We start from the raw sequence: 22,543 nt of genomic DNA on the forward strand, positions 1-22,543 counted from the left end.
GTCGTACGACGGCCCCATAGCGATGCTGCCCGTCGCGCAGCTGTACGCACGGGATGTGCCCGATCTGAGCCCGCCGGACGGTAAGGACCTGCTGCAGGTTCTCTGGTGCCCCTTTGATCATCCGATCATGCCCAGGACCCTGCTCTTCTGGCGTTCGGCAGCCGCCGTCACCGACATCCTCGACACGCCCCCCGAGCCGCCCGCAGTGCAGTTCGACGGCTATCTGCCGGAACCGTGCGTGCTCGAGCCGGAGCAGATCACCGAGTACCCCGACCATCTGGAGCTGAGCGAGGAACTGCGGGAGCAGCTCAAGCAGTGGAGTGTGCCGCAGGCAGCAGAGGAAGACATGGACCCGGACACGTACTACGACTGTGTGCTGTCCAACGCACCCGGCTGGAAGGTCGGCGGCTGGCCCGCTTGGAACTCCACCGACCCCAGCCCGCAGCACTGCTCCGAGTGCGGCACCGGCATGGAGGTCCTGATGACCGTCGCCACGTTCGAGGAAGGGGACGACGCCGGGAACAGCTGGTCTCCGTACCCCCACCCGGGTGCTGGACCGTACCCCGGCCACCGCGGCTACAACGCGACCGGGGTCCAGATAGGCAGCGGCTACCGGCAGCATCTGTTCGTCTGCCCGTCCAAGCCCGAGCATCCGCACATCGAGTTGATGACGTAGCCCGTCCACAGGGTGCAGCCGGGGCGTCACGGTGCGGGCATGCCGTGACGCCGGGTGTCCGCGAGACTCAGGGTCCCGGACAACCAACGGATTTCGTTGACCTGCAGGAACGTGACCTCCGACGCGTGGAGTTCCCGCGCAGGTGAGCCCGCACTCCCTTCCACGAGGGTCGGTAGAGGAACGTAGGCACATCCTGACGGTGCCCGACCGGCCCATGCCTGCGTTTCGTCACTCGGTGAGGCCCATTTCGGAACGGCTCGATCAACTGCGACTGCTTGTCGGTGAGTTGCCTGCGCGTCACGATCGCCTTCCTACCAAATCCCTTTACCAGGAGACCCGGATCGGCAAAATTGATCACGACATCACACAGGCCCTAGCAGGGTGGCGATTCTCCTTCGTGGAGTCTTCAACTGGTGGGGCCGGCGCTCTCTCACCCCCAGGCTCGCCATGGGGATTGCGCCGGCCCCGTTTCTGTGTGAGAGCCGTGCTGCGGGTGCGGGAGGAGACGTCCCGCCCCGGACTGGCTGTCCGGGGCGGGTGGGGGTTTACGACTCGTCGCCGTCCGGCTCGTCCTCCTCGATCATTTCGATCCAGGTGACGACCCTGTTGAGTGAGAACTCGGTCGCGTCGAGTCGCCAGGGGGCGGGTCTCGCCATCGTCGTGACGACGATCAGCTCATACGCCGTGAACAGGTCCAGGATGGCGTGGTCTAAGGCCCGCTTGCGGCGGTCCGCGATGGGCTCGTCCTGGATGACCTGGCGTGCCCGGGCCATGGCCAGCAGGGCCGTGTTGGGGTCCGTCTCCTCGTCGTCCGGCGTGAAGTCCGGAACGATGACGGGGAGGGGGAGGTCCTTCAGCAGCGCCTGGATGTAGGCGTAGGCGCCGACGAGGGCCTCCATGAGCGTCAGGAGACGCTCCCTGTCGTTGTCGTGGCCAGCCACGACTTCTCCTCTCTGCAGTTTTCAACTGACTGCCAGATTCGGAGCTCTCCCCCCGCCCCCGACATTCCGATCAGGCCCGCTCGAACCGCTCCAGCTCGCCCTCGTCGCTCACCACAGCCACCAGCACGGCACCCGCCAACCGCTCACGGGGAATGCCTGTCTCCTCCACCAGACGCGCCACCGGAACCCGCTCGGGGTCCGTGTGATCCCTGTGCGGAGTCGTGACCTCGGCCTCGTCGCCGACCAGCAGCAGGACACATGCAGACAGTCGCTCACTCATCGGGTGCTCTCCTTGGGGTTCTTCGGGCTGCCTGGAGCGGGCTTCTCCGGTGCGGGGAAGTAGCCGCACCGCGACGGCTGGTAGACGGTCTCGTGGCCCTTGAGGCGAGGGTCGTCCGGGTCTGGAGGCCTTTTCCAGCCAGGTGTCATGATGGCGCTCCTGTCTCGTTCGATGGAACTCGGCGGCCAGGCCGTTGTTCCGCCAGCGCCGGAAGAAGGCGTACACGCGGTCCCACGCGGGAAAGTCCGCGGGCATCGCCCGCCAGGCGATGCAGCCCGCGACCAGATAGCGCACCGCGTCGACCATCTGACGGTGTCCATAGCCCTCTGGCTGCCCGCCACGGTTTCCAGCCAGCCAGGCACCGGCATCACCTCGCGCACGACCGCCCAGTCCACATCGCTCATGTCCGACGGATACCTCGGACGCCTGTGGGGGCGGTCTGCGGCGTTCCCGAACCAGTGAGCGAGGCAATCACACGTCAGAGGAGCCGAGTTGGACGAGATCGGCGCCGGGACGGAAGACTGCAGCACCAGCGGCCTCCTGTTGCTCGGCTGGATTCGACACCCACGAGCCGTGCGGGAGGCCGCGCTTCCATGCCCTGCAGGCCAGAAGATCACCCGACTGAGTCCACGGCGTCGAAGCGGAGCTGGAGTCCAGCCAAGTCCGCGGCATCTGCCCCCGCCGGCACAGACCAGCGCGCGGCCATGGCCCTCCGGCGGCACACAGCACGCTGAATCCCCGCCAGCCCAACTCGCCCCCGGCAGCCACGAGCCCAACGAATTTCAGCCACGCCTCTGCCCGAGAAACCAACGCCCCCTCCCATGCCCCATGGCTGTGTTTGCACGTTTTAGAGGGCGTTGAGTCCGTTTCTGGTAGCGGCCACGTTCGGGCTGCTCGAGGAATCCCTGGCGAACGAGTCGTCCCAGGCGGGACGGGTGACGTTGATCGAGGGCTCGTCGGTGGGCAGGCCGAGATGTTCGTGGAGGTCGCGGACGCGGAACACCTTTCCGGGGTGCTCGTTGAAAACGGTCACGATGCGCTGGTAGCGGGTGTCGGTCTCCGCGGAAGTCTGTCCGCGGCCGGGCAGAGCGAGGCTGTCGATGACCTTTCGGGTGGCGGTGAGCTCGGTCAGGCGGTCCTCGGCCTCGGCGAGGGCGGTGGTGAGCTGCTCGATCTGTTCGCGCAGGCTGTCGGCCTGTGCGGTGGTCTCGTTGTGTTCGGTCTGCAGCAGCCGCAGGAGTTCGCAGACGTTCACGCGGCCAGTTCCACGTCGTCGTGCCAGGCGGGTCGGAGCATGCCTGCGGTGGAGGCCCAGTAGACGCGGGAGGCCGCGTTGTCGGGCCGGTGGTCGTAGTCGCGGGCGAGACGGCGATGGAGCATGAGGGTGCCGTTGACCCGCTCGACCACCCACCGTTTCGGTTGCGGAACGAAGCCTCTGCCCTGGTCGTCGGGGTTGCGCCGGACGACCTCGACGGTGACGTCCTTCACCGCTCCGTGGATGATCACGGCGTCCTTGAAGCCCTGGTCGACCAGGGCCTTCTCCAGGCGCATCCCGCATCATTCGGCCGCCTGGTCCAGCAGCGCTATGCCGGCCTCGTTGTCGTGCGCGCTCGCGGCCAGGACCACCACACCGATGATCAGGCCCATGACGTCCACGACGAGCCCACGCTTACGGCCAGGCGTCCTCTTGTTCACGTCAAGTCCCGTGGTCGTCCTCGGCACCCCGGCCGCCATGCGGACGGACTGGGTGTCGATGATCACCAGGGACGGTGCCGCAGGCCCGCCTCCTCGTCCACGACCTACTCCGCAGCGCGGTCACCCGCCGACGCGTCCGGCCTGTACCTGGCGGCCTTCGTTGGTGACGACCACGACGGGCACCCCGTCGGGGATCTGTCCCTCGAGGTCGGCAAGGAGCGCCTCGACCGGAGGCAGCTCCCCCGGCGCACGGACCTCGATGTAAAGGGTCCGTGACTGCGCACTGACATCGACGACGGACGCGCCCGGCGATGCGGCCAGCCACTGCGTGGCGCTGTTCGCGGCACGCGTGGTCCACAACTGCACAAGCACGGTCGCCGCGGTGTTCGCCACCAGCAGCACGGCCACCGCACCGAACAGCAGGCCGAGCGCCAGATAGGTCCTGCGCACGGCGCCCGTCTGCTGCCGGCGACCGGCCCCCGCGTAGCCCAGGCCGCCGAACACCACCATGCCCGCGAACACCAGGGCCAGCAGATTGGACACGAACAGGACAAAGGATCCCAGGGCCAGCCACCACGCGGCCTGCCCGAGGCAGACACCGGTCACCACCAGCGGCGGTACCAGGGAGATCGCGATCGCCACCCCGGGCAGGACCGCGGCCACGTCCCGGCGCGCCAGCGCCACAGCGCCCGCGAAACCGGTGGCGAGCGCGGCCACCAGATCCATCAGACCGGGCGACGTACGGCTGGAGATCTGACTGTTCGACAGCAGATCGTAGGAGGCCGGCAGCACCAGCGAGAACAGTGCTCCGAGCACCACGACCAGCAGCCCACCGGCCGCCACGAACAAAACCGCCGTCGACCGCCGACGCTGCACCGCGCCCAGTGCGATCCCCATGATCGGCGTCGACAGCGGTGCGATGATCATCGCACCGATCACCGTGGCCGTCGAATCCGTCAGCACCCCGCCGGCCGCGATGACGGCCGACAGGAACAGCATCGACCAGAACGCAGACTGCTTCGCACGGCTGTCCCCCGCCGACAGGTCCAGATCCCCCTGCAACTCCTCCAGCGTCCTTCGCTGATGATCGGGAAGCACACGGTCACGGAGGCTGCTCAGCACCCCCAGAGTCTCACGCCACCCTGTACAGAGAATGCATCAGCCACCCGCGGCTGTCCCCCCAAGAGAGCAAAGCACAACGCCCCGCACCCACTCGAACGGCGCCGTCATGTGACGTGCCCGCCTACCTGACCGGTGAACACCCGTCAAACGGCCGGCAACGCCTGGTCAATCACACGATCAGTACCACTACCGTCGAAGGCGGCAGTGCACACGTGCACCGGACCGCCGCACCCGAAACCGGCCTGCATGCCCGCGTGGCAGTGCGGGAACGAGAAGGGCCATGCCCAGTCGGCTCACAGACGTCCCGGGCAGCAATGGGGGTCGAAGCGGCCCTGGCACCGCAGAGCTGCACCACTCCCCGTCCCACCACCCTGCAGCACCCCCGTCGGGGGTCTGCCGCCCGTGAACGCGAGCAGCACCCGCTCCATCCGGGACGGCGCGGGGAGCAGACAGCAGGCGCCGACGCTGCACTCGCCGGGACGGGTCCATCCCCGCGGATGCGGGGAGCAGATCCTGGAATCCTGCCGAAGCCCAACCTGCCTTCCTCAGCGGCCCGATGCCGCGACACCGAGCGCCGCCTCCAGCACCACGCCAGGGATGCGCTCGAAGAGGCCGCCGACCTGGGGCTGTCGTTCGGATCAGGTTGGCCAGCCGGCCATGCCGGGCTCACGCGACTGGGCACGCGGCGAACTGCCATAGCGTCGAGGGCCAAGGCACCAGCGCGGGGGTGCACCTGTGGGCCAACCGACCGTGGACCGCACCCGCCTCAAGACCCGCTGGCGGACACACCCGCAGCACCGGCGCAACGTCTCCCGATTCCCGACCCACCTGCGCGTGTGCTCCACGCGGCTGCACGGAAGGGAGACAGTCCGTCCCTCTGACACACCATGTCTCCGGAGAAGCGGAGATCCTGGACCTATACTCCCTGCGTGGCATCTCAAGGGGAGTTGTCGACGGGCGGCAGCCGGCTCCGGTTCGCCGTGCTCGGTCCGCTCCGGGCCTGGCGCGGCGACGTACCGTTGGAGCTCGGTCCGGTTCGCCAGCAGGCTCTGCTGACGGCGCTGCTGCTGCGGCCGGGCACGACCGTCAGTCGGCAGCTGCTGCTCGACAGTGTCTGGGGCCTGGAACCGCCGGGCACGGGTGCCAAGGTGATCCCGGTCTACGTGCACCAATTGCGCAGAGGTCTGCGCACCGAAGGAGAGAACCCCTCCGACTCCGTGATCGTCACCGACCGCGGTGGCTACCGCTTCGTCCCGCGGAACGTCTGGATGGACGTGGCCCGACTGAAGGAGATCGTCGCCGAGGCGCACGCGGCGCGGGACTCCGGTGACCTTGACGCCGCGGCGGGCGCGTGGTCCGCCGCTCTGGAGCTGTTCCGGGGCGATCCCCTGGCCGGTGTCCCCGGGCCGTTCGCCGAGGGAGAGCGCTTGCGGCTGACGGAACACAGGCTCGCGTTGGTGCAGGACAAGGCGGAGTGCCAGCTGCGGCTGGGCCGCCACGCCCAGGTCGTGGGAGAGCTGTTCGCTCTGACCGAGACGCATCCGCACCACGAGCCGCTGGCCGCCATGTTGATGCGTGCCCTCTACGCCGGCAGCCGGCAGGCCGATGCGCTGGCCGTCTTCACCAAGGTGGGCCGCCGTCTGGTGAGGGACCAGGGCACGGAGCCGGGCGGTGAACTGCGGCGCGTGCACGAGGCGGTGCTGCGCTCTGACACCGCCTTCCTTCTCGGCGCGCCGCCACCACCGCAGCGGACGACGGACAACGCATCGCCACGGCCGCGCCGATCGGCGGACCGGCGGCCCGCAGCCGCTCGCCCGCTCCGCCGAGCGCGTCATGAACTACCGGTCGACGCGAGCGGGTTCACCGGACGGGGCCGCGAGCTCGACATGCTTCTTGCGTCGGCCGATGAGCAGACGGTGACGGTCCGCGCGGTGGACGGCATGGCCGGGGTGGGCAAGACCGCGCTGGTGGTGCGCGCCGCGCGTGCGATGCGGGAACGCTATCCGGACGGCTGCCTGTTCGTGGACCTTCACGGCCACCGCGAGGGGCGGGAGTCAACGGTCGCGCACCGCGCGCTGCGCCGGTTGCTGCGGGCAGTCGGCGACGCCGGCGAAGGCGACGACGAGACATCAGAGGACCTCGACGCTCTGGCCGCGTCGTGGAGGGCCGCGACCGCCGCCCTCCGGCTGATCCTGGTGGTCGACGACGCAACCGCTGCCGAGCAGGTGCGCCCGCTGCTGCCCACCGGGCCCGGCAGCCTCCTGCTGGTGACCAGCCGTCAGCGGCTGACCGGACTGGACGCCGACCGCAGGATCTCGCTGATGCCGCTGGGCACCGACGAGGCGGTGGCCCTGCTGACCCGTATCGTCGGCGATCCGGGCTCCGAGCCCGAGCGTGCGGCGGTGCGCGAGCTGGCCCGCCTCTGCGACCGGCTCCCGCTGGCCCTGCGTGTCGTCGGGGCGCGGACACAGGGCCGCCCGTCATGGGCGCTGGAGCGCATGGCGGCCCGGCTGGCTGACGACGAGCACCGGCTCGGCGAACTCACCGTGGAGGACCGCAGCGTCGAGGCGGCTTTCCGGGTCTCCTACGACCAGCTACCGGATGCCGAACGGCGCGCGTTCCGCGCGTTGGGCCTGTCGCCGACCGTGGAGTTCGACCGGCTGACGCTGGCCGCCATGCTCGACCTTCCGCCACCCGACGCCGAGCGGACCCTGGAGAACCTGGTCGAGGCAAGTCTCGTCCAGCAGCCGGCCGCGGACCGCTACCGTCTGCACGACCTGGTCGCGGTCTACGCCCGCCACGTCGCCGCCGCATACCCCGCGGAAGTCGCGGCGACCCGGGCCGCGGTGTTCCGGCTCTACGTGGTCGCCGCCCGCCGCGCGAGCGACTGGGGCCCCTCCGCCTTCCCGACCGGCCCCCGGCCGGACACCGCGCCCTTCGCGGACTGGGAGGAGGCCTCGGCCTGGCTGGACGCGGTGGGCGGCGAGCTGGTCGACGTCGTCGGCCATGCGACGGCCGGGGGGCACGTGGACGACGCCTGCTGGATCGCCGAGGGGCTGTGCGACTACCTCACGCGACAGGGCCGGTACCACGAGTGCCGAGCCGCCATCGAGATCGCGCTGCCGCTGGCGGAGCAGGCCACCGACCAGCGGATGGTCTCCGAACTGCGCAGCTGTATGGGCATAGCGTACGGCCTGCAGGGCCACCACGAGCAGGCGCGCCGCTGGCTGAGGGATGCCCTGGAGATCAGCCGCCGTACCGGAGACCTGATGGAGCAGGCGCGGGCCCTGGGTTCCCTCGGGATCTTCGCCAACGCGGCCGGCGAACCGGGCGAGGCCGCCGCGCTCCTGGCCCAATCCGCGGACCTCGCCCAGGCAGCGGACGACGACTGGCTCACCGTCATGTATCTGGCCAACATCGGCGCCATCCACCATCAGGTGGGACAGCACGAAAAGGCACACGACTGCTACGCGGCATCGGTCGTCCTCGCCGAGAAGCTCGGCAGACCCAGGATCCTCAGCAAGACGCTGTTCCGCATGGGAACGCTCCAACTCGACCGCGGGCGGCACGCGGAGGCTGCCGACGCGCTCCGCAGAGCCGCCGGACTCGCCGAGCGCGTGGGGGACATCCCGCTGTACGCCGCGGTCCTCGGCAGACTGGCCACCGCCGTGGGGCACCTGGGCGACCCGGCCGGGGCGAAGGAACTCCATCACCAGGCACTCGCGGCGGTCGGCGAACGGCCCGGCACCAGACTGGAGGCGGAGATCCGCAACCGGCTGGGCTGGCGCCACGCCGCGACGGAAGACCTCACCCAGGCGCGCGACCGGTACGAGCGGGCCATCGCCCGCTCCCGCACCGACCCCGGGGAACTCGCCCGCACCCTCGACGACCCGCGCCGCCGCGGACAACCGAGCCCCCGGCAGATCTAGTACCCCTCTCGAGGATGCCGGCATGACACCGCCGCGCTGAAACCCGGCTCGGCGGATGCCCACCGATGCGACGGGCCGGAGCGCTGAGAGTCGCCCGGTGAGGCCGTGTCGTCGTGGCCGGCCGCCGGGGCCGGTCTACGCCGTTTCATCGGGATTTCAACGGCCATGGCTACCGTCCCGGTAGGTGGCGGCAGGCAGGGATGTCGCCCGGATCCAGAGGGGGTCGGGGGCATGACTGTCCTCATGTCGGCTCGTCATCCGGTTCGTGTTCGCCACAAGGGTCTGATCTTCGCATTGGTCGTGGCGTTGATGACGATGGCGGCTGTGGTTCCGTCGCAGTGGGCGCGTTCGGCGGGGTCGGCGGCGGGTGCGGGTGCGGATGCGGCGGTGACGGTTCCCGAGCATCCGGAAGGGACGTCGTTCAATCCGAACCAGATCAAGGACATCAAGGCGGCCGATCCGGGTGCCGGGGTGAATCTGGTGGAGGCGCCGTCGGCGAACAACATGGGTGATGCCCGGTTGTCGTACCCGTTGGAGGTGCCGAAGGGGCGGGCGGGTCTGGAGCCGAAGCTGGCCGTCACCTACAACTCGTCGGGGACGAACGGGTGGCTTGGCGTCGGGTGGCACCTCGCCACCCCGATGCTCACGGTCGACACACGGTGGGGTGTGCCGCGCTACGACGCCCGACTGGAGACCGAGACCTACCTGCTCAACGGCGAACAGCTGACCCCAGTGGCGCACCGCGGCGAGTTGCGCGCGCGTACCGCGGAGAAGGTGTTCCACTCCCGGGTGGAAGGCCGGTTCGACCGGATCGTGCGCCACGGCGACAGCCCCACGAACTACTGGTGGGAGGTCACCGACAAGCAGGGCGTCCGCACGCTCTTCGGCGGGACGGCCGACAGCGCGCTGGCCGACGGCAAGGGTCGCGTCGCCACCTGGGCGGCCCGGGAGGTCCGCGACGGCAACGACAACGTCCTGCGCTACCGGTACGCCGAGGTGGCCGACGGCGGTACGGCGGACTCCGCGGTGCCGGGCAGCGACCTGTACCTGCAGAAGATCACCTACACCGGCCGCGGCGACACCGACGGCAGGTACTCGGTGACGTTCATCCGGGACCGAGAGCGCGGCGAGCCCCGCCGGCCGGACGTGCGGATCGACGGCAGGTACGGGTTCAAGAAGGTCACCGCCGACCTGCTGCGGCGCGTCGAGGTCAAGCTGGACGACGACCTGATCCGCGCCTACGAGCTGAACTACCGGACCGGCGCGTTCGCCAAGACGCTACTCGTCTCGGTGTCACAGTTCAGCGAGAGCAACCAGCTGTTCAATACCCACAGGTTCGACTACTACGACGACGTCCGCGACCAGTCGGGAAACTACAACACCTTCACGGAGGCCGCGAGTTGGACGGTGCCGGATGACGACCTCGGGGTGAACATCCACGAAGGCGAGGCCAGCGCGATCTCGGCGAACACGTCGGCCGGCTTCGGCGCGCACCTTTTCGCGGGCTACAACGTGCAGGGGCTGACGACCAAGGAGGGTTCCGTCGGGCTGAAGGTCGGTTTCAGCGCGGGCCAGTCCGACGGCCTGTCGACGCTGGCCGACGTGAACGGCGACAACCTGCCGGACAAGGTGTTCCGCAAGAAGAACGACGTGTTCTACCGGCCCAATCTGGCCAGACCAGGCGGTGAGCCGAAGTTCGGCGGCACGCCGATCAAGCTCACCAACCTCCCGGGAATCTCGACCGAGCGCACGCTGTCCGGCACCATCGGCGTCGAGTCGTACGTCCTCACCACCTCGGCCCAGCTGGACTTCGTGGGCACCACGACCACCTCGGACCGGTTCTTCAGCGACGTCAACGGCGACGGCATCACCGACCTGGTGAACAACGGCGGCGTGCTGTTCGGCTACCTGGACGCCAATGGGCAACCCGCCTACAGCGCGGACTCCACCCGCACCCCGGTGCCGATCGGGGGTGGCGCGGTGACCGGCGAGATCGTCGGCGATCAGACCGCGCAGTTCAACCAGCAGGTGGACAACTCGCCTCTCCTTGACACCGTGCGCCGCTGGGTCGCGCCGTTCGACGGCAACGTCCGCGTGGACGGCCACGTGCAGCTGACCCAGGACCCCTCCCCGGAGCGGGCGGCCTACACCAAGGCCGACGGCGTGCGGGTCACCATCCAGCACAAGAACGCCGAACTCTGGGCGCAGCGGATCGGCCCCGACGACCACACCGAGTTCACCCCGGGCAATGTGGCGTCGATCCCCGTGAAGAAGGGCGACGCGCTGTACTTCCGGACCCAGTCCATTCTGGACGGCAAGTACGACACCGTGGCGTGGGATCCGGAGATCACCTACACCGACCTGCCGGCCGGCACGGACGCGAACGGGCTGGCGAACACCGTGTTCCGCGCGTCGGCCGACTTCACCTTCGGTGGCAGGCCGTCCTTGGTGACCGTGCCGGTGAACGGCACGTTGCGGCTGACCGGTGACGTGGTCAAGTCCAAGGCGACCTCGGACGACGTGACCGTCGTGATCGAGAAGGGGAACGGCGTCCACGCCCCCGCGGAGGTGTACCGCAAGGTCCTGCCCGCCGCGTCGACCGGCACCACCGCGATCGACGTGAGCATCCCGGTCAGCATGTTCGAGAAGATGTCGTGGAAGCTGAAGACCGACTCCCCGATCGACGTCTCGGCGGTGAGCTGGGCACCGAAGGCACACTACACGGCCGCGCAGGGGGTCGAGTCGGTCGTCGACGCCAAGGGCGATCCCACGCTGGTGATCACCCCGCCGTACGACATGACCATGTACCCGGCGAACACCCTCACCGCGCCGCAGCAGCCCTACAAGGCGACCAAGACCGGCCAGTTGAAGGTGCGGCCGAAGCTGTCCCTCAACTTCGGTCTCCAAGGTGACGCCAAGATCGCGCTCACGGTGAAGAAGCGCGGCGGGCAACTGCTCGGCAAACGGATCTTCCAAGCCAAGGACACCTCCCCCTTCAGTGGCCAGAACCTGGACCTGACCGTGCCGGTCACCGCCGGCGACGAGCTCTACATCGACTACTCCACGACGGATACCGGACTGCTCGGCCTGCTCGTCGACCAGTCCGCGTCGGTCACCTATGACGTGACCTCCAGCTGGCCGACCTTCACCCCGGCTCCCAGCGCCATGCACGGTTCCGTCGGGCAGGGCGCCTTCGCCCAGCCCTACCGCGGCTGGGGTGTGATCGGCTACCAGGGCAACCGAGACCGCGCCACCCAACCGCTCAAGCAGGCCGAACTCACGCTGGACCAGAGCTTCAAGGACGCGCTTCCCAAGGAGCCCAAGGAAGCGGACGTCGCGCCTTTCGCCGCGAATCCCCGGCTCAGCATGCCGCGGCTCGCGGTGTTCGCCCCCGTTCCCGCCAAGGGCGGCTGGGCCGCTCAGGACGAGTCCTCCTGGGTCACCGCCGCTATGGCGACGAGCTCCCGCCTCGGCGCGGACACCATCGACATCGTCACCGACGCCGACGTGGCGGGCGACCGGGCGGTGATGCGCCGCGGTGTCACCGGCCAGGTGTCGGCCACGCTCGCGGCGGGCCCGTTCGGCGGCACCGTGGTCGGTGGGATCACCGCGGGCTCGGTCGACTACCTCGACCTCAACGGCGACGGCTACCCCGACGTCGTGGGGGCCAAGGAGATCCAGTTCTCCGACATGACCGGCGCGCTCGGCGCCACGCGCGGCACCCTCGGCGGCAACGTCCGCGAGGCGGACAACGTCTCCGGCAATGTGTCGCTCTCCGCGGGCAGCGAGACCGCCACCATCGCCAGCGCACTGGGCATGGCCGCGCCCGAGGCGGGCACCAGTGCCAACACCGCCACCACCGGCGCGGTCCAACCGTCGCTCGGCATCGGCGGCAGCCTCGGCGGCGGCGAGTCCGACGTCCGCGTCGACCTGATCGACATCAACGGGGACGGATTGCCGGACAAGGTGTTCGGCAACGGCGACGTCCAGTTCAACCTCGGCTACTCCTTCGCCGCCCGCGAACCCTGGTCGGCCGGACCGATCAACGACGCGTCCACCCGCAACGTCGGCGTCAACCTCGGGTTCAACGTCGACCGCTACGGCTTCGCGGGCGGCGTGTCCGCCGAGCTGGGGACCTCATACACCAACGCGAGCATGACGGACGTCAACGGCGACGGCCTGCCCGACCGGGTGTTCACCGACGGGACCAACCCGATCAAGGTCGCGGTGAACACCGGCACCGGCTTCACCGCGCCCGCCCCGTTCCGCGGCAGCTTCCCCGAGATCGCCGTCGACAAGAACGCCAGTCTCGGCGGGGGCGTCTACTTCACCGTCGGCCTGCCCACTCCCGTCGGCGTCTTCGTCTTCAACCCCGGCGCCAACGCGTCCACCGGCATCAGCCGGGCCGAAACCAGCCTGCGGGACGTGAACGGCGACGGCCTGGCCGACCACGTCAAGTCCACCCGGGACAACGAACTCCTGGTCGCGGTCAACAAGACCGGTCGCACCAACCTGCTGCGCTCGGTCAGCCGGCCGATGGGCGCCCGTATCGACCTGGACTACACCCGGTCGGGCAACACCGCTGAGATGCAGGAGAGCCGCTGGGTGCTGTCCCGCACCTCGGTCTTCGACGGGCTCGCGGGCGATGGTGCCGACACGAGTCTGACCACCTTCCGCTACGAGCAGGGCCGCCACGACCGGCTGGAGCGCGAGTTCCTCGGTTTCGGCCGCGTGGTGAGCGAGCACCGCGACACCGGTGCGGACGACGCCGTTCGCCGCACCGTGACCGACGAGTACCGCACCGACGGATACGCGGGCCGCGGCCTGCTCACCCGCACGCTGACCGAGGACGGCGCCGGCCACCCGTACCGCGAGACACTCAACACCTACCGGCTGCTCGACACCTCCACGGGTGAGGAAACCGACCCGAAGAGCCGGACCGCCACCGTCTTCCCGCAGCTCATACGCGTCGAGGAGAAGGACTACGAAGGCGCGGCCGCCGCGGCCAAGTCCACATTCACCGACCTGTCCTACGACGAGTACGGCAACGTGACCCGCACCTTCGACGCGGGGGACGAGGGCACCGCGGACGACCTGGAGACCACCTTCGCGTACAGCGGCTCCGATACTCAGTGCCGCGACCGGCACCTCGTCGGCACCGCCAACGCGATACGGCAGAAGGCCGCGGCCACCGACGCACTCCTGCGCCACCGCGCATCCACCGTCGACTGCGCGACCGGCGCCGTGCGCCAGATCCGCGAGTACCTCGACGACGACACCGCGGCCGTCTCCGACCTGACGTACCACCCGGACGGGAACCTCAAATCGGTGACCGGTCCGGCGAACGCAAAGGGGCAGCGCTACAAGCTGGAGTACGGCTACGACACCGCCGTCGGCGTACACGTCGTGTCCATCGAGGACAGCTTCGGCTACCGCTCCACCGCCGCCCACGACCTCAAGTACGGGGTCCCCACCCGCAACACGGACCAGAACAACCAGTCCGTGACGATGACGTACGACAGCGTCGGCCGCCTCACCACACTCACCAGCCCCTATGAGCAGGGCGGCGACCAGGCCACGATCACCTTCGGCTACCACCCCGAGGCGCCCGTCGCGTATGCCACGACCAAGCACCTCGACCGCACCGCCGACGGTGTACGCGAGGACACCATCGACACCGTCACCTTCACCGACGGTCTCAAGCGTGTGGTGCAGATGAAGAAGGACGCCTCGGTGTCCGCCTCACCCGGGGACACACCCACCGAGGTCATGACGGTCTCCGGCCGACTGAAGTTCGACTCCCTCGGCCATGCCGTGGAGAGGTACTACCCGACAGCCGAGGACAAGGGCGAGGCGAACACCACACTCAACGCCTCCTTCGACTCCGTGGCACCCACGAAGGAGAGCTTCGACGTCCTGGACCGCTCGGTGAAGACCGTGCAGCCGGACGGCGTCATCACCACCACCGGATACGGTTTCGGTAAGGACCGGACGGAAACGACCCGCTTCCAGCAGAGCGTGACCGACGGCAACGGCAAGGAACGCCGCACCTACACCGATGTCCGCGGCGTCCTCACCTCGGTGCGGGAGTTCAACAACTCCTCAAGCATCTGGACCAGTTACACCCACGATCCGCTGGGTCAGGTCACGACGATCACCGACGACAAGAACAACGTCACGCGCGCCGGCTACGACGTGCTGGGACGCCGTGTCTCCTTCGAGAGCCCGGACGCCGGACGCCTCGAGACCCGCTACGACCTCGCCGGCAACGTCACATCGAAGGTCACCGCGAACCTGCGGGCAGCGGACAAGGCCGTCGAGTACGACTACGACTACTCTCGACTGAAGGCCATCCGCTACCCGACGTTCCCGCAGAACAACATCTCCTACGAGTACGGAGCTCCCGGCGCGGCGGCCAACTCGGCCTCGCGGATCACCGCGGTCCATGACGCAGCGGGAACGGCCAAACGCGCCTACGGAGCACTGGGCGAGGTGACCGAGGAGACCCGCACGATCACCGCGGCGGGCGGGTCACCGCGCGCCTACACCACGCAGTGGCGTTTCGACTCGTTCAACCGTGTGCTCCAGCTGACCTATCCGGACGGCGAGATCCTGACCTACGACTACGACTCCGGTGGCCAGGTCCACCGAGCCACCGGCGTGAAGGGCGGTACCGAGTACACCTACCTGCACCGCCTGGATTACGACAAGTTCGGGCAGAAGGTCCTACAACAGACCGGCAACGGTGTGCGCACCACGTACACCTACGACTCCGAAGACCGCAGGCTGGCGACCCTCAAGGCCGCGAGCCCGAGCGGGACGCCGTTCCAGGAGCTCGGCTACACCTACGACAACACGGGCAACGTCACCGGCCGCACCAACAGCGCGCCACAGAACTCGGTTATCGGCGGTCCGAGCAGCCAGACGTACGCCTACGACGACCTGTACCGGCTGACCAGTTCGTCCGGGCAGTACACGGACAAGGATAATCAGCTCAACCGGTACACGCTGTCGCTGGCATACGACTCGATCGACAACACGACGACCAAGGCGCAGCACCACGAGATCACGGGCGGAACCCCCGCGTTCCCGGCAGGCACCGGGTCACCGGGGCCCATCGAACCCGTGGAGGACCCGGCCAACCCGGTCGACGTCCAGGATCGCACCAGCTACACGTACGCCTACGAGTACGGCAACGGGGAGCCGCACGCGCCGGACAAGGTCGGGCCGATCACTCAGACCTACGATGCCAACGGCAACCTCACCGACACGGTGAACACCGCCACCGGAGCGCGCCGCCAGTACGTTTGGGACGAGGAGAACCGCCTCGCCTGCAATGCCGACGGCGCCATGGCGGTCACCCAGGACCCGACGGGCTGCGCGGGCGCGGCCGTCCGCTACACCTACGACGCCGAGGGCGACCGGGTCGTCAAGGCCGGTGACGGGGTGTCGGTTTACCCGAACCGCAACTACAGTGAGCGCGACGGCACCGGCTTCAAGCACGTGTTCGTCGGGGACAGCCGCGTTGCCTCCAAGACGGTGTCCGGTGGCGTGGAGAGCGACCAATCCTTCTACCACGCCGACCACCTCGGCTCGTCCGGCTACGTCACCGACGGGGCGGGAGCGGTCACCGAGCACCTGGAGTACTTCCCGCACGGTGAGACCTGGGTCGAGGAGCGCTCCGGGCAGCACGACACCGAGTATCAGTTCACCGGCGAGGAACTCGACGCCGAGACCGGGCTCTACTACCACGGGGCGCGCTACTACAATCCGCGCACGCAGCTGTGGGCGAGCGCCGACCCGGCGCTGCCGAAGTACCTGGACCAGGACCTCGCGGGCGGCATCAGCCAGCCGCGCAACCTGGCCGCGTACACCTACGTCCACAACAACCCGGTAAAGTTGACCGACCCCACGGGCGAATGGCCGTGGGAGAAGGAGCCGTGGAGCTACGACTACACCTTCCACGCCGAGGGCGACGCGGCCAACACCTACGTGCTGGTCGATCCGACCACCGGCAAGTTCTTCTCCCAGGTGGACGCGGGTGGCGCGCCGAACGTGGGGAAGGCATCGGAGATCGTCACGGTCGAGGACGCCTGGAACGCGCTGAAGTCCTGTTACAACTGCACGTTCCCCGTCAACGGTGCTCCCAAGGAGATGCCGAAGGTCGGTGACAAACTGCCGCTGAAGGTGGGCCCGCAGGGGTTCCCGGTCGAGGTGACGCAGATGGACTTCGACGGCAAGGAGATCAACATCGAGTACTCGACTCTCGACGGCCACATCGACGGCGTGGGCAGCACGGTCCACTTCCGGATCTTCGAGGACCAGAACGGCGAACTCGCCTTGCAGACGACCGCCGAGATCATCGGCGGCGCGGGCGCCCGCGGCGGCGCGCCTGCCCGGGGTGTGTACGGCGGGGCTGCCCAGATCACCTGGCAGCCCTTCATCGACCGCTTGGTGACCAACGGCATCAAGCAACACTACGGCGACCGATGGGGCGGGAAGAAGTAGGAGGATTGAGGTGCCGGAAGGACCTCGGGGGCACCTCGGCTGGAGTACTAGGGACTGTGTGATGTTGTGCTCACCCAGTCCCTGGCTCAGACACCGGCCGCAAGGTAACGGGGCGAACACACAGGTCCGAGCTTCGTGGACCGCGGCAGGCCGGGTTCCAAGATGCACATCCTGTCGGACACGAACGGACTGCCCCTCTTCGTCGGCGTCTCGGCCGGCAACACTCGCGACAGCGATGGGCTCAAGCCCGTGATCGAGGGTCACCAAACGAGACACGACCCCCACCGCGGACGGTAATTCAAGCCCCAGCGCCTGCACGCGGAGAAGGCCTACGACCGCGCCGACCTGCGGAAATGGTTACGCGGCAAACGCATCGGTATACGGATCGCCCCGCAAAGGAATCGAGTCCAGCGAACGATTGGGCCGCCGCCACTGGGTCATCGAACGCACCATGTCGTGGCTGCCGGCTACCGCCGACTCAGCCGCCGCTACAAGCGCGATCCCCGCAACTACCTGGCCTTTCTCGGTCTCGCCGCCGCCCTCTGCTGCTACAAACGGCTTCTGCGCCACACCACATAGGACGGACTTGACGAACTACCGGTAACAGGCAGACCAGATTGAGAGGTCCCCCAGTTCTTCACTCTGAGGGACTCCGGAATCAGAGATGTCAGAGCGGTCCTGCGCGGGGTGCGAGGGGTGCGCGACCGCTGGACTTTGCCGGGGCACGGCCAGTGCCGATCTCATGCCCGAACTCGCCGCTATCCGCGAGAATGCCTCGGCCTCGGCAAAGGGCCTCGCCATCGCGGCGACGAGGAGTGCCGCCAGGCCAGCGCCTGTCCTGGCGGCGGAAATCCCGCCCAAGCAGGCCCGGACGATCCGCAGTCGTGTCCCGTTGAACCGGACCATGATGCCGACTGCACGGTCGTCGTCGAAGCCGTGCACTGCCGACCTCCGGCCCCTGACGCAGCTGTCGCCCCCCCACCCCGCGGCACTCCCAGCCTGGACCTGGTCGGCGCGCCGGCCGGCCAGGGCGGGCCATGAGCACGGTCGGGGACGTCAGAGTTTGGGCAGCGAGAAGCAGAAGATTTTGCCGGACCAGGTGGCATAAAGGTGATCACCCGCAGTTTGCGTCGACCAGGAACCGGAGCCGCCGACGGCCTGATAGTGCCAGACCTGCTCGCCGGTCTCGGTATGGAAGGCGTACAGACCCTTCCGCCCCGCGGCGAGAAAGAGTCCGCCCAGGGTGCCCAGGAACACCGGGTCGCCGAGGCCCGACCCTGCCCTCCAGCGTTCCGTGCCGGTCTCGGCGTCGATCCCGTGCAGGACCTTCTCGTCCAGGTAGCAGACGGTGGCGCCGGAGCGGGCGTAGCCGCGGTTGCCGCGGGCGGCGGTCCGCACGCTCCACAAGGTCTTGCCCGACTCCGGGTCGAAAGCCGTGAGCAGCCCGCGGGCCGAGCCGTTGGCGCCGGTGCCCGGGTAGCAGAGCAGGGTTCCCTCGACCAGGCTGAAAGACCTGTCGAACATGAGAATCTCACTGTTCGTCGGCGGGAGTTTCGTGGGTTCGCTCCAGAGCGTCCGGCCGTCGCCGGGGTCGAGCGCGAGCAGGTTCATGCCGGCGTCGATGCCGTAGAGAACCTTGTTCCTGTCCGGCGAGTAGAGGGCGACAAGGTCCTTGTCCCATACGCGCCCGCCCGACTCCGGGTCGAGAGCGGTGTATCCCCTGAGCATGGCAGCCGGGTTCGTCCTGGAAGGGCTGCCCCAGGCGATCAGGGTGCCGGCCCGGGTGGTGCCGACGACTGCGAGGCCCTCCTTCACGTCGGACGTCGTCCAGCGTACTTCTCCGCTCGACGCCTCCAGGCCGTGGATACGTCCACCGTCACTCATCGCCGCAACCAGCTCTCCGTCCGCGAACTCCAGCCGGGGCGCGCTGTCCCCGCCCGGTGCCGAGTCCCATACTTTCTGTCCGGACCGGCCGTCGAACGCGTGCACTTTTCCGTCGGTGCGTACCGTGTAGACGTGCCTGTCGTCGGCGAGGGCGTCGGTGTTCTGACCGTCGAGGTCCTTCCACAGGAGCTTGCCGGTGGCCCGGTCGAGGCAGGCCCCCGAAGTCTGCTGGGTGCACAGCAGCGTCGACCGGGTCACCGCGGTCAGGGACATGCCCGGCCGGGGAAGGTCGCGGGCCCAGTCGAGTTCGGGGGTGGGACCGGTGCCTTCGTCGCCCGGTCGGAGGAACCAGGCGCCGCCGGCCGCCGCGGCCACGGCGAGCACCCCGCCGCCGATGAGCAACCGGCGGCGGCCGAGCAGCGGGGAACGCACGACATTCTGCAGGGTGCGCTCGTCCTCGGTCACCCGCAGTCCGACGGCGCCGAGCCAGCCCGCTGTGGTCTCCGGGCGCAGCCAGGACTGCAGGTGACCGACGGTGGGACGCCGGGCGGGGTCCTTGTCGAGGCACGCGGCCACGATGCCGAGCACGCCGTGCGGGACGCCGTTCAGCTGCGGCTCCTCGTAGGCGGCCCGGTAGAGCAGGGCGTGGACCGCGCCGGTGCCGAAGGGCGGGATGCCGGTGGCGGCGAGGGCGAGCACGGCGCCGAAGGCGAACACGTCGCTGGCAGAGGTGAGTTCGGCTCCGCGTGATTGCTCGGGCGACATAAAACCGGGTGAGCCGGCGACCTGGCCCTCGGCGGTGAGTACGGTGCCGTCGACGGCCCGGCTGATGCCGAAGTCGATCACTCGGGGGCCGTCGAGGGTGAGCAGGATGTTGGACGGCTTGAGGTCGCGGTGGATGAGCCCCGCGCGGTGGATCGCGGCCAGCGCCTCGGCCAGGCCGCCGCCGAGCACCCGCAAGGTGGCCTCTGGCATGGGCCCATGGGCCTCCAGGGCGTCGGCGAGCGAGGGACCCGGGATGTAGGCGGTGGCCAGCCAGGGCTGCGGCCCTTCGGGGTCGGCATCGACGACCGGTGCGGTGAAGGCGCCGGAGACCGCGCGGGCGGCGTCCACCTCGGCCCTGAAGCGCCGACGGAAGTCCGGGTCGGCGGCCAGTTCGGCACGCACCACCTTGACGGCCACCGCACGGCCGCTGCGTGACGTGGCGAGGTGGACGCGGCCCATGCCGCCCGCGCCGAGTTCCCGGATCACCCGGTACGGCCCTATGTATGTGGGGGCGGCGGCAGTCTGCTGGGGCGGCGTAGTGGGCGGCGTGGTCAAGGGGTCTCGCTCCGGAATGCGTGGAGGGTGGTCTCGGACGCGGCGAAGAGGGTGTCGCCGGAGGTCTGCAGCTGCCAGGTGTTCCTGCCTCCGGCTTCACTGCCGGAGGGCTGGTGCGCCCAGAGCAGCTCGCCGTCGGAGGCGCGCAGGACGACGAACCCCGGGACCTCACCCGTGGCGTACGTGGCGACGGCCACCACGGACGGGGAGACGGTGGGGCCCTGGTCTCCCGCGCCGCCGGCAGGGGACAGATTCAGCGGACTCGCGCTGTGCCACACCTGCTCGCCGCTGCGCATGTCCAGGGCGAAGACGGTGTCCTGCGGGTCGTGGACGTAGGCCCGCTCGCCGCGGACCGTGGCCGGGCTGATATTGGTCGTCTCGTTGACGGCGGTCCACAGCTTCCCGCCGCCGGAGGCGCTGAACGCCTGCACCTTGACGCTGACGACGAGCAGCGCCGTCCCGTCGGTGGCCAGCTGCGGATAGGCACCGGGTTCGACGACGTCCCGCACCTTCCACCGCTCGGTGCCGGTACGCAGGCCGAGTCCCCTGAGCGTGCCGTTGTCCTGCAGGTAGCAGAGGCGACCGTCGGTGTGGGCCTGGAAATCGCTGCCGCGGACCGTGCGCGACCACAGCACCTCGCCCGAGGTGAGATCGGCCGCGCGCACCCCGTAGCCGGCGTCGCCGCCGGTGCCGAGGACGGCGACCGGCCCGGCGACGCACAGGACCTTGCACACGAAGTCGGCGTCGCGGCCGTCGGTGCCGTACCTGGTGACCGCGTAGGAGAACTTCTGCCTGCCTGTGGCGTCGACACCGAACAGGTAGCCGTGCTCACCGGTCCAGCCTTCGGCGAACAGCATGGATCCCTGAACGCCGATCCACTTCGGATCGCCCACGATGCCGGAGGGCGGACGGAGCGAACCCGTCCAGCGTTCCTTCCCGGTCGCGGTGTCATAGGCGGTCGCGTCGGCCGTGTCCCAGTGCACCAGAGTGTCGCCGACAAGACGCAGCTGTCCGTTCTCCGACTTCTTCAGCGTGGTCGACCACCGTGGCTTCGGGCCCGCTGGAACCGTGGGCCCGGGCCGGGCCGTGGCGCCCGTGCCGACGCCGGACCGCACCTGGTCCTTGCCGGGCTGCGACCGCCCTGCGATCAGCGCCGCGGCTCCTGCGGCCGCGGCGACGCCGGTCCCGGCCGCGGTGATCCACAGGAATCTGCGGCGGCTCGGCCCCTTCGGTACGGCCGTGCCGGGCGAGGTGAGGGGCGTGGCGGGCATGGGTGGTGCGGCCACCAGGACGGCGGCGTGTGCCGCCCGCCGCGCGAGGTCCTGCCGCAGGCCCGCGGTCAGCAGCGCGGCCGGGTCGGCGGCACCGAGCGCGGCCAGCACCGACTCGGCGGGCGGCCTGCGGGCGGGGTCCTTGTCCAGGCATGCTCCGATCAGCGGGTTCAACGCCGTCGGCACGCCGTCCAGTTGAGGTCGGTGATGGACGGCCCGGTAGAGGATCTCGGCCGTGCCTCCGGCGCCGAACGGGCCCCGGCCGGTGGCCGCGAAGGTCAGGACACAGCCCAGGGAGAAGATGTCGGCCGCCGGTCCGGCCTCGCGGCTCGACACGATCTGCTCGGGCGCCATGAACCCCGGCGTTCCCATCACCGTCCCCGTCCGGGTCACCTGGGTCGCGTCCACCGCCCTGCTGATGCCGAAGTCGATGACCCGGGGCCCGTCCTCGGCGACGAGTACATTGCCGGGCTTGAGGTCGCGGTGCACGATCCCGGCGGCATGAATGGCCAGCAACGCCTCCGCAAGGCCCGTACCGAGGGTCCGCAGGGCCGCCTCGGGCAGTACACCGAAGCTGCGCACGACCTCGTGCAGCGAGGGCGCGGCGACGTAGGCCGTGGCCAGCCAGGGCTGCGGGGCGTCGGCGTCCGCGTCGAGGACCGGCGGGGTGAAGAACCCGCTGACCCTGCGGGCGGAGTCGGCCTCGCGCCGGAAACGCCCACGGAAGTTCGGAGTCTCGGCGTACTCGGGCCGGATCACCTTCAGGGCCACCAGGCGCGATCCCGGTGACCTGGCCAGGAAGACCCTTCCCATGCCGCCTTCGCCCAGGAGGTGGAAGACCTCGTAGGGGCCGATACGGGCAGAACTCTGCTGCTGGGGGGCCTGGCTGTGCGGCTGGGTGGATGTGTGCACGTCGT

Annotated in this window: 11 protein-coding genes and 3 pseudogenes; 5 read left to right on the forward strand and 9 right to left on the reverse strand. The window is 69.3% G+C overall.

Annotation, left to right across the window (positions count from 1 at the left end):
- Positions 1-127: 127 nt before the first annotated feature.
- Positions 128-676, forward strand: a complete 549-nt coding sequence (locus ACZ6SQ_RS00150) for a hypothetical protein (protein ID WP_469554786.1) — start codon at positions 128-130, stop codon at positions 674-676.
- Between the two features lie 545 nt (positions 677-1,221).
- On the opposite strand, the gene ACZ6SQ_RS00155 is transcribed toward ACZ6SQ_RS00150, so the two are convergent.
- The 4 genes and pseudogenes from ACZ6SQ_RS00155 to ACZ6SQ_RS00170 all read right to left on the reverse strand — a co-directional run.
- Positions 1,222-1,617, reverse strand: a complete 396-nt coding sequence (locus ACZ6SQ_RS00155; protein WP_469554789.1) for a hypothetical protein — start codon at positions 1,615-1,617, stop codon at positions 1,222-1,224.
- 70 nt (positions 1,618-1,687) lie between these two features.
- Entirely contained in the window at positions 1,688-1,897 is a 210-nt protein-coding gene (locus ACZ6SQ_RS00160) for a hypothetical protein (RefSeq protein ID WP_469555743.1), read from the reverse strand.
- Positions 1,894-2,046 (reverse strand): hypothetical protein, encoded by a 153-nt coding sequence (locus tag ACZ6SQ_RS00165; RefSeq protein ID WP_469555772.1) that lies wholly within the window; start codon positions 2,044-2,046, stop codon positions 1,894-1,896. Before ACZ6SQ_RS00165 ends, ACZ6SQ_RS00160 begins: the two co-directional genes overlap by 4 nt.
- An 82-nt stretch (positions 2,047-2,128) precedes the next feature.
- Positions 2,129-2,203, reverse strand: a pseudogene (locus ACZ6SQ_RS00170) (hypothetical protein); the annotation flags it as partial.
- Between the two features lie 6 nt (positions 2,204-2,209).
- Here ACZ6SQ_RS00170 and ACZ6SQ_RS00175 point away from each other — a divergent pair.
- The gene (locus tag ACZ6SQ_RS00175; protein ID WP_469554792.1) at positions 2,210-2,359 is read left to right on the forward strand and encodes a hypothetical protein; all 150 of its coding nucleotides are present in this window, start codon (positions 2,210-2,212) and stop codon (positions 2,357-2,359) included.
- A 385-nt stretch (positions 2,360-2,744) separates the two neighbouring features.
- Here the strand turns inward: ACZ6SQ_RS00175 and ACZ6SQ_RS00180 are convergent, their stop codons facing one another.
- From ACZ6SQ_RS00180 to ACZ6SQ_RS00190, 3 genes and pseudogenes are all read right to left on the reverse strand, one after another.
- Positions 2,745-3,152 (reverse strand): hypothetical protein, encoded by a 408-nt coding sequence (locus tag ACZ6SQ_RS00180; RefSeq protein WP_469554794.1) that lies wholly within the window; start codon positions 3,150-3,152, stop codon positions 2,745-2,747.
- Positions 3,149-3,709, reverse strand: a pseudogene (locus ACZ6SQ_RS00185) (transposase); the annotation flags it as partial. The gene ACZ6SQ_RS00180 and the pseudogene ACZ6SQ_RS00185, both read right to left, overlap by 4 nt.
- 3 nt (positions 3,710-3,712) lie before the next feature.
- Positions 3,713-4,714, reverse strand: coding sequence for a DUF389 domain-containing protein (locus ACZ6SQ_RS00190; protein WP_469554796.1), 1,002 nt, complete (start codon positions 4,712-4,714; stop codon positions 3,713-3,715).
- Positions 4,715-5,643: 929 nt separating this feature from the next.
- On the opposite strand from ACZ6SQ_RS00190, the gene ACZ6SQ_RS00195 reads away from it, so the two are divergent.
- From ACZ6SQ_RS00195 to ACZ6SQ_RS00205, 3 genes and pseudogenes are all read left to right on the forward strand, one after another.
- A complete protein-coding gene (locus ACZ6SQ_RS00195) occupies positions 5,644-8,643 on the forward strand; it encodes an AfsR/SARP family transcriptional regulator (protein ID WP_469554798.1) in 3,000 nt (999 codons plus the stop codon).
- A 387-nt stretch (positions 8,644-9,030) separates the two neighbouring features.
- Positions 9,031-17,151, forward strand: a complete 8,121-nt coding sequence (locus ACZ6SQ_RS00200) for a SpvB/TcaC N-terminal domain-containing protein (RefSeq protein WP_469554800.1) — start codon at positions 9,031-9,033, stop codon at positions 17,149-17,151.
- Between the two features lie 111 nt (positions 17,152-17,262).
- Positions 17,263-17,730: pseudogene (locus ACZ6SQ_RS00205) on the forward strand (transposase); the annotation flags it as partial.
- Between the two features lie 477 nt (positions 17,731-18,207).
- On the opposite strand, the gene ACZ6SQ_RS00210 reads toward ACZ6SQ_RS00205, so the two are convergent.
- Positions 18,208-20,355 (reverse strand): outer membrane protein assembly factor BamB family protein, encoded by a 2,148-nt coding sequence (locus ACZ6SQ_RS00210; protein WP_469554802.1) that lies wholly within the window; start codon positions 20,353-20,355, stop codon positions 18,208-18,210.
- Positions 20,352-22,538 carry a protein kinase domain-containing protein gene (locus tag ACZ6SQ_RS00215; protein WP_469554804.1) on the reverse strand — a complete coding sequence of 729 codons (2,187 nt, stop codon included), beginning with the start codon at positions 22,536-22,538 and terminating at the stop codon, positions 20,352-20,354. Before ACZ6SQ_RS00215 ends, ACZ6SQ_RS00210 begins: the two co-directional genes overlap by 4 nt.
- Positions 22,539-22,543 lie beyond the last annotated feature (5 nt).

It is taken from the genome of Streptomyces sp. NPDC048600 (assembly GCF_055587025.1).